The 16513-nt window shown below is 66.1% G+C and carries 3 protein-coding genes (1 of these 3 cut by a window edge); all 3 read left to right on the plus strand.

Going from position 1 to position 16513, the window contains the following annotated elements; translation table 11 throughout:
- Positions 1–13147 carry the final stretch of a CARDB domain-containing protein gene (locus tag C662_RS11920; RefSeq protein WP_002929275.1) on the plus strand. 22715 nt of this gene lie to the left of the window's left edge, so only the last 13147 of its 35862 coding nucleotides appear in the window; its start codon lies beyond the left edge, outside the window; it ends in the stop codon at positions 13145–13147.
- 106 nt (positions 13148–13253) lie between these two features.
- Entirely contained in the window at positions 13254–14684 is a 1431-nt protein-coding gene (locus C662_RS11925) for a TolC family outer membrane protein (protein ID WP_002929276.1), read from the plus strand.
- Positions 14681–16513, plus strand: a complete 1833-nt coding sequence (locus C662_RS11930) for an HlyD family efflux transporter periplasmic adaptor subunit (protein WP_002929278.1) — start codon at positions 14681–14683, stop codon at positions 16511–16513. Before C662_RS11925 ends, C662_RS11930 begins: the two co-directional genes overlap by 4 nt.

Below are 16513 nucleotides of genomic sequence, written 5' to 3' on the forward strand. Positions count from 1 at the left end.
AGGGCAGCCGCTACGTATCAGCGTGTTTGCCTTCGACCCCGACAATCCCGCTTTCCAGCCTGCGGTGCAGCTCAGCGAGGGTGGGGCAGCGGCGGAGGTCGACAGCACGCCGCCCACGGTGAGCTACGCGCTCAGCGGGCTGCCCGAGGGCGCACACTTCAACCCCGATACGCTGGAGATCGTGTGGACGCCGGGCTACCACCAGGCGGGCAGCTACACCGTGCTGGTCACCGCCACCGACGACGGTGACGGCACCGGTGCTCCAGCAGTTGCGCACCTCGTCGTGCCGATCGTGGTGCATAACGCCAATCGTGCGCCCCAGTTGGGTGACATCTCCAACGCTTTCGTCGATCGCGGCGCGGTCATCGAGATCCCAGTCAGCGCAAGCGATGCGGACGGCAATCCGGTCGAGTTGAGCTTTGCCGGGTTGCCGCGCTTCGCCACGTATACCAGCAATCCGTCTGCCGATCCGAGTGCGCCTGGCGGCGTCCTGCGCTTCGCGCCGGGTGCCGGCGACCGCGGCGACTACGTGATTACCGTGACTGCGCGTGACGACGGCGATGGAGACGCGAGGCAGGCGCTGACCGAGAGCAGGGCCTTCGTGCTGACCGTGCGCAGCACCAGCGAAGCGCCGGTGATTACGGCGCCGGCGCAGGTCGTGGCCATTGCCGGCCAGCCCTTGTCGGTGGCCTTGCTGGCGACCGACCTCGATCAGGATGCCTTGGTCTGGAGTGCCGATGGCCTGCCGCCGGGCGCCACGCTGACGCCGGGGGGAAGCTACGGACATGCGGTTCTGAACTGGACGCCGTCGGCTGCCGCGAGCGGTGTGTACGACCTGACCGTTGCCGTGACCGACCAGGGGCTGCCGCCGCGCGATGCGGGCTACGCCGTGCCGGCCGATCCTGAGCCCAATGTCACCTGGCACAACCTTCGCATCGTGGTACGCGCTGCCAACGCGGCACCCGGGGTGCTGGGCATCGAACTCGACGGCCAGCAGATCGAGGATGCGGGCGAAGGCGAGGTGCTGCGCCTCCAGGCCAGCGAGGGCGTGCCGCTGCGGCTCGGTGTGTATGGCTTCGATGCCGATGGCGACCGCCTGCATTGGCAGGTTTCCGGCTTGCCAAGAGGGATGCAGTTCGTTCCCGCTGCCGATGGCAGTCGCGCCGAGCTGGTCTGGGTGCCGGACCAGTTCTCGGCCCAGGACAGCAATGCCGGCAGCGCAGGTGTGTGGCGCTTCGAGCTGCGCGCCAGTGACGGCGTGGCGAGTTTCGTTCGCAACGTCGAGATCGCTGTGGCCAACGTCAACCAGGCGCCGCGCATCCTGCCGCTGCCGCTGCAGCTGGTGCAGGAGGGGATGACGGTGGGCTTCACCGTGCGTGCCATCGATCCAGACAACGACGCCTTGCGCCTGTCACTCGTACGCGACGGCAGCACGCCGGAAGGCGTCCATTTCGATGCGGCCTCCGGGTACTTCGAATGGACCCCGGGGCTCGGCACCGTTGACAATGCCACCGCGACCCAGCGTGCCTTCGTCTTCACCTTCCAGGCCAGCGACGGTATCGACACCGTTACCCAGCAGGTGCAGGTGCGTGTCTTCGATGTCAATCGTCCGCCTGTGCTGCAGGTCAGCAATCATGCGGTCTTGCTGGGCAACACGCTGACCGTGCCGGTCGTGCTCGGTAGCGGGGCAAGCGGCGGCATCGTGGCGCATGACCCTGATGGCGAGGCGCAGAGCGCGGCCTTGGCGATCAGCTTCCACGGCCTGCCCGAGGGGGCGGTCTTTGACAGCGCCAGCGGCCTGCTCAGCTGGACGCCTGGCCCTGGCCAGATTGGCGACAGCGCCGTTGGTGTGACCGTGTCCGATGGCTACAACACCCGCGCGGCCACTTTCGTGTTGCGCGTCGTGGCCGACGCCCAGGCACAGGCCCCCAGGATCGTGGTGTCGACGACGCCCAGCCTGCCGGCGCTGCCCGGACAGACGGTGATCGCCACCGTGCGCGCCGACGCCTGGAGTGCACTGGCCAGCATCGAAGCGCAAGTGCGCGACGCCGTCAGCGGCGAATGGCATGCCGTGCAGGTCGATGGCGCCGGGCGTGTGCGCCTGGTGCCTGAAGCCCCTGGACTGATCGAGCTGCGGGTCATCGCCACCGACGTCAATGGCTTCACCAGCACGCATACGCATACCATCCTGATCAAGGATCCCGCCGATACCGCGGCCCCGATGCTCAGCTGGGGCGGGGTGCTCAATGGTGCCGGTGCGTTTGGCGAGCCCCGCACGCTCAATGGCGCGACGACGCTCACTGCACGCATCGGCGACGCCCAGTTGATGGGTTGGCAACTCGAGATGGCGCGCGCGGGCAGTGGACAGTGGCAGGTCGTGGCTGCCGCCGAGCTTGGCGCTGCGGCCGTGAGCGGAGAGCAGGGCTTGCACACCCTTGATCCGTCCTTGCTGCGCAACGGCGTCTATGAACTTCGCCTCAGCGCGTGGGATCTGGCCGGGCGTGTGAGTGAGATCGAGGCGCGCTTCATCATCGACAGCGCCGACAAGCAGGCTGCGGCCCATACCGCCACCGATGTCGTCATCAACGTCGGTGGGCACGCGTTGGCGCTGAACCGGCAATGGCTTGCCGACGGCGGTGCGGGCGACCTTGGCAACTGGGAGCTGCCTTTCCTGCACACCGGCCTGAGCAGCGACCAACCGGCACGCCTGCCCTCCGGCGCCGCAGCCGCGTGGCGCGATGGGGCGCGAGTGTGGCTGAGCGTGCCTGCCAGTGTCGACGGCAGCGTGGTCGGACAGCAGCACCTGCGCTTCGTGTTGCAGCCGGTGGCCGAGCGCTTGAGTGCAGAGCCGGGTGCGCCGCTGATCTGGCTGCCGACCTTTGCGAGCGATCAGGGCTGGCAGCTGCGGGCCCTGAGCGACGACTTTGGCGTGTCCGAGACGCTCGAGACGGTTGAGGCACTGACGCGTGTCGGCGACCGCCTCTATGTCCAGGCGACCGGCATGCCGTGGATTCCGACCGCGTACCAGTTGACCGCGCCTGATGGCACGGTCTATCGACTCGACGCTGAAGGCGCGGTCACGCGCATCGATTTCGTCGATGGCCAGGCCTGGTTGGTGAGCGACGCCGGCGTGGTGGCCCTTGCCGGCGACGACCGCGTGAGCTTCGAACGTGATAGTGATGGCCGCATCGTGCGTGTGACCTATCCCGATGCAAGCGGCCGTACCAACGCGATCGCCTACCGCTACGCAAGTAGCGGCGAGCTGATGCTGGTGCGGGCGCTGTACGACAACGGCCTGGGTACGGCGATCGCCTACTCCGCTCAAGGAGAGCCGCTCCGTGACCTTGCGCTGGCCAACTTCGGCACCATGGTCGGTTGGCATGATCCGGCGGCGCGCAGCTGGGAGGGCGTGCTGACCGGCAGTGGCAGTTTCGCCTTCACCGTGCGTGACAGCGAACTGGCTTCCACGGTACGTATCCCCGGTGCGGCTGGTGCAGTGCTGCTTGCGCTGCAGGCGGAGTTGCCGGAGGGCGCCGCACTCGACGTCCTCGGTGCCCAGATCATCGGCATCAACCGCGTTGGCGGCGTGCTCACCTACCTGCTGCGTGTCACCGAACCGGGCGTGAAGATGATCCGGGTGAGCGCAACGGGCGATGCTCGCCTGAGCCTGGGCATTGTCGGCGACCTCAATGGCGATGGCCGGGTCGACGCCCTGGACGCTTCGGCGTGGGAGGTGAGTGCGGCGGTGCAGGACGGGCTGGGTGACCTCGATGGCAACGGTATCGTGGATGCCAGCGACCGGCAGCTGCTCTACGCCAACAACGGCCTGCGCGCCAATCTCGCTCCGGTTGCAGGGCAGGCAGCGGCGTTGAGGACGCATGCCGACCTGACCATGCGCACTGCGCTGGGTGACATCGCCCGTGATCTGGAAGGTGATGTGATCTTCTGGCGCGTGCTCGACAGTACCCACGGCGCGGCGACCATCAATGCCGATGGCCGCAGTCTGAGCTTTGCGCCCGAGGCCGGGTTCAGCGGCACGGCGCGCATCGTCCTGCAGGCCGATGATGGTTTTGCCGCAGGTGCGCCGATCGAACTGACGGTCAACGTGAGCGACGCCAAGCTGCTTCGCATCAATATCGAACGCCTGCCATTCATGGCCGTCGGGGAAGTGGTCAAGCTCCGCATCACCGGCGACTTCGAGGACGCCAGCGGTGTGGAACTGGACAGCGACTATGTCCGGATCACCTCGACCGACGACGCAGTGCTCACCCATGCCGGCGAAGGCCTGGTGAGGGCGAAGGCCGAAGGCTTTGCGATCCTGGAGCTGAGCGCACGTGGCACCACAGCGGTCAATGTGGTCGAGGTCGAGCGCAACCCGTTCTGGTTCTCTGCCCTTACGGACGCCAACGGTTTCGAGGTCGACGTCTATCCGCGTGCCATCGTGCTGCCGGTCAGCGGCGGGGAGCGCCAGCTGAAGATCACCTCGATCCTGGACGGCAGCAACATCAGCGCCGCCGCCGCAGGCACGCGCTACTACATCAGCGACCCTAGCATCGCCGCAGTGTCCGCCGATGGCCTCATCACCGCACGCGCCGAGGGCGTGGCCGTCCTTACCGTCATCAACGGCGGCCAGCAGCAGAGCATCGAACTGCGCGTGCAGGCCGTGCGCACGGGCGCCATCGAGGTGGATGCGGCCTTGGGGGCCGTCATTGCCGACGAGCATGGCAATACCGTGATGGTCGCACCCGGTAGCCTGAGCGCGGATGCAACCGTGTCGATCCGCAAGCTCGACCTCGCCGAGATCACGGCGCCGCTCCCGGCGCCCGAATTCCTTGACGTGCTCGGGGCGGTGCATATCGATGTCGGCGGTACGCCGCTCGACCTGCCGCTGCAATTGGCCATACCGGTGAGTGGTGGGCTGGAGGCCGGCACGGAGGTGTTGTTCCTGCGCCAGGGCTTCATCGATGACGAAAACGGCAACCTGGTGGAAACCTGGTGGGTGATGGACAACGGCTATGTCGGTGCCGATGGTGTGGCGCGGACCGCCAGCCCGCCATACGGCGGCGTCACGTCCGGTGGCAGCATCATGGTGGTGGGCGGCAAGGCAAGCGTCGACAAGAAGACCGGCAAGATCGAAGGCACGCAGGCGCTGTTCAACTGGGACGTGTTCTGGATGCAGCAGATGAACATGGCCATGGCGGGCTCCATGGGGCTCGCCGGCATCTCGGTGTTCAGCGCATACGCCATGCTGAGCCCGATTTCGGTCATGCGCTACACCATGAACGGAACCTACCGGACCACGCTGGACGTCGCGGTGTCGTCGGACGGCGATGTCAGCATCAAGGTGGTGCCGCCGACGACGAGCATTCACGCAGCCGAGCCGGTGATCACCAGTTTCGAACTCAACGTCTCGGGGACCTCTGCGCACCTGAGGGTGCAGGGCAGTTACGGTGCGCTGAACCCGCCCGAGACGGCGCTCTACCGCCTGTGGATCGTGCCGGCGGCGTCCGTGCCTGCGGCCGGCCAACCGATCGAGGTTGTCGACATGCCGTCGCGCGGCATGGTCAGCAAGGTGCTGGCCGAGGTCGAAGGTACCTACCTGTTCGACTTCGATGTCGCCCTTCCGGCCGGGATCGCACTCTCTCAACATGTGCTGGTCGTGGAGCGGCTGAACCGGACGGTGTCGCCCAGCGGTGCGCTCCAGTACGCCGAGATCGGGCTCAGGAGCGAGCCGATCGGGCCGAACACGAGTTCGCAGAACAGCACCGGGCGGACACTGGTCACCAACATGAACGCGATTCATGTCTACAGCAATGTGTCCAACACCGGCAGTGACGGTGGTGCGCAGCTTGGGCTGATCCGCTCCATTGACCGCGACGAGAAAGGCAACCCGATCACGCTCTGGGGGTTCAGGACCGAGCATATCGTGATGGCTGAGAATGGCCGGATTGCCTACGTCGCCGGTTCGGGTGGAAAGATCTACATGGTCGATCTGCTGGTGAATGCGGTCGTGCATACGGTGCATCTCGCGGGCGGCGGCAACATCTCGTCGATGGTGCTCTCTGGCGGCTGGCTGTACATCGCCGAAGGCGGCAACAGTGGCGCCGGCTCCCGCTTCATGCGCATCAACGCCAACATGGCCGACCCGCTGTTCCTCTTCCAGCAACAGCAGATTCACGGTGTGCCTTCCGGTCCGCTCGGCTATGCCGGCATGGCGATCAGTCACGACCGCTACGTGGCCCTGGCCGCACCGGTGGAAGGGCTCGGCGTGGGCTTCTACCCCGGCGGGGCAGGAGAGTCGGGCAACGTGTATGTGATCGACCTGCATGCCATCAATGACACCTCGGGCGTGGCCACGCTCGATGGCGCCGGATTGAAGACGGTGGTCTTCGATGCAAACCGTGGCAAGGGGCCGCATTTCATCGCGGCGGGGAGCAAACCCGCCGAGTTCCTGATCGGTGCTGCGCGCTCGTGGGGCAACGGCCTGACGGCGGTCAGGTTCGACGTCGCATCGTCGACCGGAGCCCTGGGTAGCCAGGTCGTCACCAACCAGATCAGCCTGACGCCCAGTGTTCCCGCCAACGTGTGGCTGAACCAGAGAAAGCACCAGCAGAACATCCAGAGCGTCCGTGACGTGGTCTTCGTCACCTATCAGGGTGTCGAGTACGCGCTCGTCGCCGACGAGGCGTTCTGGTTCCATAACGCGCATTACACCAGCGGCGGGAACTGGCAGCTCAAGCAGATTGGCGGCAAGATCGGGATCATCCGCGACCCGTTCGGCAAGGCCCAGTACCTGGGGGCGACCACGCCGATCGTGGGCGGCACCTTGCGGCACCTGTCGCTGTCGGCCGACGGTAGCCAGTTGATGGCCGGGCTCTGGGAGGATGAGTTCCCGCGCGGCACGGGTTGGGAGATGTACCACTCGCTGCTCGTCTGGGATCTCAACGCGCTGTTGGCGGTGGCTGCCAACCACAGCGATAACTCCAGGCCGGTCGATCTGGACAATCCGCTTGTGCAACCGGTGCGCTTCGAGAAGATCAACGGGGGCGGCTGGCTCTACGGCGTGATTGCCGGGGACGACGTGTTGCAGTTGAAATCACCGGGCATCGGCTATGGTGCCAGCGGTGCGACCACCACCACGCCAAACTTCGTGTTTACCCTGGCGCAGGACAAGGAGGTTCGTGAGCTCAGCATCTACGTCAGCACGCGACCGCCCGGTGCGGGCTTGTGGCCCGACGATGCACTGCCGGGCACGCAGGACGACACGTACTGGAAGATCCAGAAGAGCGTTGATGACGTCCTGGATGGTGATTTCAACCGCAACAGGATCCTCACGCTCGATGTCTCGGACATCAACGCGTTGCCGCCTGGGCTGACTTTCGACGCTGCGACCAACACGTTCACGCTCGACTCCTCGAAGCTCGAGGCATTCCGGCTCACCGCGGCCCAGGAGTACTTCTGGGGGGTCGAGGTCAAGACCAACGACAACAAGACCTTCCGCAAGTACCAGCCTTTCAAGGTTGCACCGGTGACCGTTGCAGCCGGGCTGTTCCCGGCCGTCACGGTGGTCACCCATGGCTTCCAGCCGCCCCTGTACGTCACGCCGGATGTTCAGAGCACCGACTCGATGGCCATCGCCCGATCCATCGTCGAGCGCTCGGGCGGGACGATCATGGTGCTCAACAAGCAGAAGGGCGAGTTCGAGCGCGTTGAAGGCCACCTCAAGGGTGTGCCGCCGACGCTCGGACAGCCCCTGGTGCTGGTCATGGACTGGGTTCTGGAGTCGGGGATCTCCGATTCGGGCTTCTCCGAAGCTGCCGCAGACGCCTTGTTTGCGGCGCTGGTGCGCCTCGACCAGGCACTGCTGGGCGCCGTGCTTGAATCGCCCATGCACTTCATCGGCCACAGTCGCGGCACGTCGGTCAATAGCGAGGTCATCCAGCGCCTGGGCGTGAGCTTCCCTGAGGTGCGCAACATCCATATGACGACGCTCGATCCGCATGAGTTCGCGCAGCCTGCGCTCGACATTCCGATTGCCGGAGCGTTGTCGAAGGTGTCGACGTGGGCGCAGATCGCCTCGATCGCCTCTGCCGCCAGTAGCCTCGCGGTGGGGCCGGCCGGCGTCGCCCTGGCGCTCAAGCTCAAGGCGTTCTCGGACTCGCTGACCAGCATGTCGAACTGGGCGAACCTGCTCGGCCTGGGCACGGTGGGCTATGCCGACTTCCGCGACCCGATGGTGCAGGTGTGGAGCAACGTCGGATTCGCCGATAACTACTATCAGACCCTGGGCCTTCGCGAAGGCTTCACGATGACGCCCAACGGCCGCTATATCGACGGCGCACACAACCTGCTGCTCGATGGCAGGGCCTTGTTCGAGATCGATGCCAGCCTGTTCGGGGTGGGCCTGTCGCTGCCGCACAGCCGCGTGCAGAACTGGTACCACGGAACGGCGAATCTCTCGCTGGACAAGGGCAATGACCTGCTCGGCATCTTTGCGAACCCGGTATGGCGGACGATTGCCAACTGGCGTGACGAGATCGAGGGCGACCTGGTTGCCAAGAAGGGGGTGGTCAGCCTCAGCCTTGATGGCAAGACGGATTACGCCGGCCAGCCCGGCATGGCCTGGTACCGCTGGGGTGAGCTGGACAATGTCGGCGGGGCGTCGTCGTCACCGTCGGTGACGCCTTTCGAGAGCGACCGGATGTCTTGGGAGGGGGTCGGTACCGGATGGGCGTGGTCTGTGCTCGGTGGTGCCGACGATGCGCTCTGGAGCGAAGCGGGCAGGCCCAGCGCAACCAGGAATCCCAACCTGACGGACGGTATCGCCTCGTACAGCTACATCGGCCAGTTGGTGCCCACGGTGTTCAACGGCTCCTTCGATCAAAGCCGCAATCCGATCTATGGACGCTTCCCGGTCATCCTGCCCACGGGCACCTGGACCGAGATTCCCGGCTGGTCCTTCCACGGCGGTAGCGGTGGTGCGCTGCAAGGCGTCAACCTTGGCTATCGGCTGTCGGATGGCTGGATCAACAAGGTCGAGATCCAGATTGCCGAGGGATTGATCAGTCTTGGACAGAACGGGCTGAACGACATCGCAGCCTTTACCAGCGCGTTCCTCGAAAAGCTGGCACTGGAGGCCGGTTCGGCGCTCGGCGGCGGGCTGGGTGCCGCGGTTGTCCTCAAGGATCTGCCGCAGACGGCTGCGGCGGTCGTTCTCGCGCTGGCACTCGATGCGGAGGGAACCATCGCCGAGTTTCTCAAGATGGCTGGTATCAGCGCGGCGAAGAGCATCTCCGTGGCCAAGGCCAGTGAGTGGCTGCCCAAGCTTGCGCAGTACATCTTCGACGAGGTCGTCGATTATTCGGCGAAGATCCACGAGGAGACGCCGCTGACCCACAACTGGATGTATTTCGGTGCGGACTATGACCGCCTGCAGCTTGACGTCAAGATCGCGCGCTACACCAATGGCTCGTCTTCGCTCAAGGCCGTGTTCGAGGATGTGAACAACGTCTTCCACGAAGTCATGGCGTTCCAGTTCCCGCCCGCGATGAGCTCGGCGCATGGCGACTTCTTCACCGTCGCGGTGGACATTCCGGCTGCGTTGCGCGGCTCGGTCGGTCGTTTCACCCTGATGACCCATAACCCCGACAAGGACCCGGAACTGCCCTATGCGGCCAACAACCCGCTGGTGGAGGTCGACAATATCCGCTTGATCGGTACGCATCCCTTGCACGCAGGCGCGTCCGGCGACGCCGAGGTGGATGTGCTTAGCCTGGATGATGCCGCGCTCGAACCCCTGGTGCAGGCGGCAATCCTCAAGTGGGGGCACGCGGGGTTCGACGCCGCCACGCTTGCGCTGCTGGGCAAGCTGAGCATGCGCTTTGACGCGCTGCCAGCCGGCGTGCTGGGCAAGACCTACTTCCACAATGACGGTGGGGTCGAGATCGTGCTCAGCCTGGATGGTGCCGGACGCGGCTGGTTCGTGGATCCGACACCTTTCGACAGCGACGAGTATGCGCGTCAGGACGATGGCCGATGGCTGTACGAGGGGGACGATGCCCACGCCGGCCGCTACGACCTGCTGACGGTGCTGATGCACGAGATGGGGCATGCGCTGGGCCTGCGCGACATGGCAGGCGGCGGCTATGCGCATGACCTGATGTCGTCCACGCTGGTGCCCGATGTCCGGCGCTTCCCGGCCGGTTACTCGCCCCTGGGCACTGCCGGGCAGGGTGCGGCTGAGGCTGCGACAGCGACAGCGCCTGCCATCCAGTACGTGTTGATGAACACCATCGCACGCAGCGAGCAAGCCACCGCTGCGGCACCCGCCGCGCAGTTTGCGTTTGCCGCGCATCCCACCCTGACCAACGCCGACTTTGGCAGTGGCGAGGCGTGGGCTGTGAATGGACGCGTGCAGATGCAAGCTGGCGCTGCCACGTTGCACGAGACCGCAACTTCCCACACACGCCTCAACCAGGCGTTCGTGATCGGCGAGAACGATCGCTATCTCAGCTTCACTCTTGCCGATATTGCGCTGGACGACGTCGATCATGGCCCGGACGATGCCTTCGAGGTCGCGTTGATCGACGCCGACACCGGACTGTCACTGCTCGGCAATACAGGCCTTGGTCGCAGCGATGCGGCGCTCAACCTGCAGGCCGATGGCACCGAGCATCGCGCCCAGGAGGTGACGACGGTGCGCAATGGCGATGGCAGCATCACCGTACTCGTCGATCTGAGCGGGGTGGCAGCCGGTACCGTGGTCCACCTGTCCTTCGACCTGATCGGTTTCGGCCGCGGTGCGGCGGCCGAGAGCAGCCGTGTCACCGTGCGTGATCTGGTCCTTGGGCTGCCGACCGAGTTGCAGGCGCTCGACGACGTCGCGACCGTGGCGATGGGGGCGTCGATCGACATCGACGTGCTGGCCAACGACCCTGGCGCGCAGCGTCCGGGGGTGGTGCCGGTGCTTGTCAGCGGACCCGCACAAGGGCAGGTGGAGATCACGGCCGAAGGTGGCTTCCGTTACCAGGCGCCTGACGACTGGCACGGTGAGGCAAGCTTCAGCTACCGCCTCACCGATGGTGGGCAGGTATCGAACATTGCGATCGTGCGTATCGCAGTGACGGCCCTCAACAGCGCACCCGTCGCCAATTCGCTCAGCCTCAGTCTGCAGCAGGACGCTACGGTGGTGATCGATCTCGCAGCCAATGCCACCGATGCCGACGGCGACAGCCTTCAGATCACTGTTGGTTCGCCGATGCACGGCGATCTGGTCGACAACGGCGACGGCAGCTGGACCTACCGGCCGCACGCAGGCTTCCATGGGGTGGACCGCTTCGACTGGTTCGTCAGTGACGGACGGGTGAGTACGGCCGCGACGGTGAGCCTGGAGGTCATCGCCACCCAGGTCGAGCCCCGCCCGCCGGTGGCGATCGACGACGACGTGGAACTCGATGAAGACCGCAGCATCGTCATTCGGCCGCTCGACAACGACCTCAACGTTTCTGGCGAACTCCGGCAGCTGACCCTGGTCCGCCTGCCTGAGCATGGCGTGCTGGTCGACAACGGCGACTTCACCTTCACTTACACACCAGTCGCCAACTGGAGCGGAGAGGACGGGTTCGCTTACGTGATCAGTGTCGATGGCCTGCAGTCCGGGCAGGCGCAGGTGCGGCTGCAGGTGAATGCCGTGGCCGATGCGCCGGTGCTGGTCGTGACGGACGAGTACGGCCCCGCGCGCGAGGTCTTCGTGACCGGCTGGGAGAGTGCCCCCAACCCCGACCGTAACGCCAGCGTGGTCCGGCAACCGGAGCTCGAGGGCTGGCGACCGGTCACTGGCGCGGGCGCGGCAGGCGCGCAGGCGGGCTTCGTGGTCTGGAGCACGCTCGACCGTGCGCCGGGTGCCGATGGGCGCCTGCGTGCCCTGGCGGCGAAGAGTGGCAATGGCGCGAACTGGGTCGAGCTCAGCAACCGTGGCGGTACCCAGTACCCCTTGTCCGGCATCGAGCGCAGCGTCCATACGGTGGAGGGCGCGCGCTACGTGCTGACGCTCGATCTGGCGGGCGCGCTGGGCTTCACCGGTGCGCAGAACCAGATCGGCATCTATGTGGACGGGGTCCGCATCGGCGGTCACGACGGTGTGAGTTCGCTCATGAGCCTGAACTGGCAGTCGGCCGAGTTTGCATTCGTTGGCAGCGGTGGCGTCCAGACCGTGCGCATCGTTGCCGAGGGCAGCCTGGGCGGCATGATGGTCGACAACCTGCGCCTGTCCGAGGCACTGCCGCCCAATACCGGGCATGAAGATGGCGAGATTCGTCTCAGCGCGCTTCACGCCGGATTGGTGGATGTCGATGGGTCGGAGACCCTGCGCCTGCGCTTGGCGGGGCTGCCCGCCGGGGCGACGGTGAGCGACGGCGCGCACAGCCTTGTCGTTGGCGAGGACGGTGAAGCGCTCGATATCACCGGATGGGCGCGCGATGCACTGCGCGTGTTGCCGCCGGCCGATTTCCATGGCCGTTTCGAAGTGCTGGTGCAGGCAGTAGCCACCGAGATCGGCAACGGTTCGACGGCGATCACGGAGGCGCGCATCGCGGTGACGGTACTGCCGCTGAACGATGCACCGATCGTGCGCAGCGTGACACTGCACATTGGCCAGGACGGGCGCGCGCTGATCGACTTTGCCGCGCTTGCCACCGATGTCGATGGCGACATGCTTGTCCTGAGCATCGGGCAGCCAGCGGCGGGTACGCTGAGCCGCAATGCCGATGGCACCTACACCTACGTGCCTGTGTCGGGCTTCAGTGGCGAGGATGTGGTGAGCTTCACGGTGAGCGATGGTCGCCAGTGTGTGAGCGGGCGCGTGACGCTGGTGGTTGCGGCAGGTGGTGCGGCCAGCGCTGAAGTGACCGTCAGTTCGGGTTTCGCCACCAATCCGATGCTGGCGCGGGACGCCGCTGACTGGATCGTCATCAACCAGGGCAAGCCGCGTGGCGAGGAACCCGCAGCGATCGACTGGAACGGGGCGTCGGTCCATCTGGGCGACGTGTATGATGCCCAATGGATCGCGCAGTACTTCCTCGCCGATTCCGAGGATGCGCTGACGCTGGCCGACATCACCGGCCTGCGTTGCGCGTCCGGGGAGGGTTGAACGGCGTCACCGCGAGGTGCGAACGGCGCAGCAGCCGGCTGTTGATGGCCGGCTGCTGCGTGTTTGCGTCCCTAGTTCCATGCTTTCCGACTGCAGACCCTGCTACATGTTCCTGTCGTTGTACGCGATGCCTTCAGATTCCGCTCCCAGCCGTTCCCTGTTCCTCGTCGTTGCCATCGCGGTGCTGCTTGCTTCTCCGGGTGCCAGCGGGCAAGGTTTGGTCGATCTGCTCGATCGCGCGCGCACTGGGGAGCCGGCTTTCCTGAGTGCGGGGGCCGATGTGGACATAGCGCGCGCGCGCAAGGACCTGGCACATGCGGCGCTGTTGCCGCAGGTGAGCGTGTCGGCGGCGGCGAGCAAGTACGATCGCAACTATCACACCCGCCTGCCGGGCTTCCCGGACGCAGACGATCGTTATCGCAGCGCGTCGCAGCAGCTCAATGTGACGCAGGCGCTCATCCGTGTCCCCGAGCTCATGGCAGTACGCCAGTCCGATCACGTGCTGGCCCAGGCGCGGCATCAGCACGATGGCGCCGAGCAGGCGCTCAAGCTTCGTCTGCTGACGGTGTGGTTCGATCTGCTTGCCGCGCGCGATAACGAGACCTTCACCACTCGGCAACTGCTCACACTCGAGCGGCAGTGGGACATCGTGCTGCGCGGCAATGCCCTGGGCTTGTACTCGGGCGTTCAGCTGCAGGATGCGCGGGCGCGGCTGGAGCAGGGGCGTGCCGACGCCGCCACGGCCCGGGCGGAGCTGGCGGTGCAGCGCAGCCAGCTTGAGTTGCTGACCGGGCCGCTGACGCTCGAGCGCCTGCCGGTCCTTGTTGAGGACGCCGAGCTCGATGGTCTGCTGACAGACAATCTCGATCATTGGCTGGAGCTCAGCGCCAGCGGCAATCCCGCCCTGCAGGCGGCCTTGAGTGCCTTCGAGGCTGCCACGGCAGAGGTGGCCAAACAGAGGGCGGGACATCTGCCCACGCTGGAGCTGGTTGCCAGTTACAGCAATAACGGTCAGGGCGCCGGTGGTTTTCCGGGACAGGCCGGCTATGACATCCGTCAGGGCTCGGTGGGCTTGCAGCTGTCCATGCCCTTGTATACGGGCGGAGGACAGTCGGCACGGGTGCACGAAGCCGTTGCGCAGCGCGAGCGCGCACGCCATGACATCGAGTTGTCGCGACGCCAGGCGGTTGCCGAGGTCAGTCAGGCCTGGTTGGGGTGGGAGTCGGCGCGCGCGCGCGTCGCAGCCGGTCGCCAGACCTTCGATGCTGCCCGTGCGGCGCTGCTGCAGGCACAGCGCGGGCTCGCGCGCGGTGTCGCATCCGATTTCGAGGTCCTGCAGGCCGAGCAACAGGTGCTGGCGGCACAGCGCGACTACCACAAGGGCCGCTATGACCAGGTGGTGGCGACGATGCGCATGAGGGCCAGTGCGGGTCTGTTGCGCGATGTCGATTTTTCCGCGCTCGATGCACTGCTGGCTGAGCAGTCGGCGCCCACCGCAGTGGCTGTCCGCGCGACGGCAATGGAGACTGTGCGATGAGTGCGACCGTGCTTGAGCGCACTGGCGTGCAGGACGTGCCCGCTGCGTGGGGACGTTTCGTTGCATCGACGACCGCCGACGAGCGTGCGCGTGCATGGCTGGAACTGGTCTGTACCGAGATTGCCGGTGCCCGCGCGGCGGCCGTGCTGATCGACAGCCCTGCCGACGGGCACTTTCTGCCTCTGGCCGTATGGCCGAAAGCCAGCCCTGACCTGGGCAAGCTCGGTGCCGTGGTGGAGGCAGCCTTGCGCGAGCGTCGCGGCATGGCCAAGGCGCAGGAGGGCGTGGGTGTCTGGCATCTCGCCTACCCGGTGTTCCAGGGCGAACTCATTGCCGCAGTGGTGGCCATCGAGGTGCATAACCCGGCGCTGGATGCAGGCGATGCGTTTCGTCGCCTGCATTGGGGGGCAGGGTGGTTGAATACGCTGCTCGCTGCCCGTGGCCTGGCCGAAGCGACCGAGGGGCGGGATCGGCTGCGCCAGGTGCTCGATTGTCTCGCGGTGGCGCTGCGCCACGGTGAGCTGCGCCAGGCGCTGTTCGAGCTCTGCAATGACCTGCGCCGTCAGCTCGATTGCGCGCGCGTTGCCATCGGCTTGCCGCATGGCCAGGGCGTGAAGCTATGGGCCTTGTCCGAGGCCGCCAGCTTCGATCGTCATGCGGCCTACACCAAGGCCTGCGCAGCCGCCATGAACGAGGCCTTCGATACGTCCGTGCCGCTTGTCGTGCCGCGTGGGGAGTCCGAAACGGCCGCCGCAACGCCAAAGCTCTCGGCGCTGCAGGGCATTACGGGTGCTTCGGCGGCGCTTGCCTATCCCATGATGCTGGGTGGCGAGTGCCGCGCCGTTCTGGTGCTGGAGCGCGAGAATGGCACGTTCGGGCGCTCCGAGCTTGCGTGGGTGGATGCGTTGGCGGCGCTGCTTGCGCCCGTCGTCGAGCAGCGGCGCAAGGCCGAGCAGGGCAGCCTGCGCCATGTCCGCGATGACATCGGGCGCGTCCTCGGCAAGCTCTTCGGGCCACGTCATCTGACCTGGAAGGCGGGGGCAATCGCCTTGTCGGTGGTGCTGGCCGTGCTCGTCCTGCTGCCGGTCGAGCACCGCATCTCGGCACGGACGGTGATCGAGGGCGAGGTGCAGCGCGTGGTTGCGGCGCCGTTCCAGGGCTTCCTGACTGCCGCCTATGTCAGGGCTGGTGACCAGGTCGAGCAGGGAGCGCTGGTCGCGCAGCTCGACGATCGCCAGCTGCTGATCGAGCAGGCCCGCTGGTCGAGCGAACGAGACCAGCATGCAGGCAAGTTGCGCGAGGCCTTTGCCGGCCATGACCTGGCTTCGATGCAGGTGCTTGGTGCGCAGTTGCAGCAGGCCGAGTCGCAGCTCGCCTTGATCGAGGAGCGCATCGTGCGTGCGCGGCTGCTGGCGCCCTTTGACGGTGTCGTCATCAGTGGCGATCTGTCGCAGCAGATCGGCGCGCCGCTCGAGACCGGACAGAAGCTGTTCGAGATTGCGCCGCTGAGCAGCTACCGGATCGTGCTCGAAGTCGATGAGCGCGATATCCGCTTCGTCACCGAGGGCCAGGCGGGTCGCCTGGTGATGACCGGTATTGCCGGCGAGCCCATTCCGTTCGAGATCGGGCGCCTGACGCCGGTGGCCACAACCCAGGACGGCCGCAACTTCTTCCGTGTCGAGGCCTTGTTGAGTGACGCATCGCCGCGACTGAGACCGGGCATGGAGGGGGTTGGCAAGATCGATACCGGGCGTGCCGCGCTGGGCTGGGTGCTCACGCGCAGGTTCAATGACTGGCTGACGCTCACCCTGTGGTCCTGGCTGCCCTGA

Origin of the sequence: Thauera sp. 28 (assembly GCF_000310145.2) — a bacterium.
GTDB lineage: Bacteria > Pseudomonadota > Gammaproteobacteria > Burkholderiales > Rhodocyclaceae > Thauera > Thauera mechernichensis.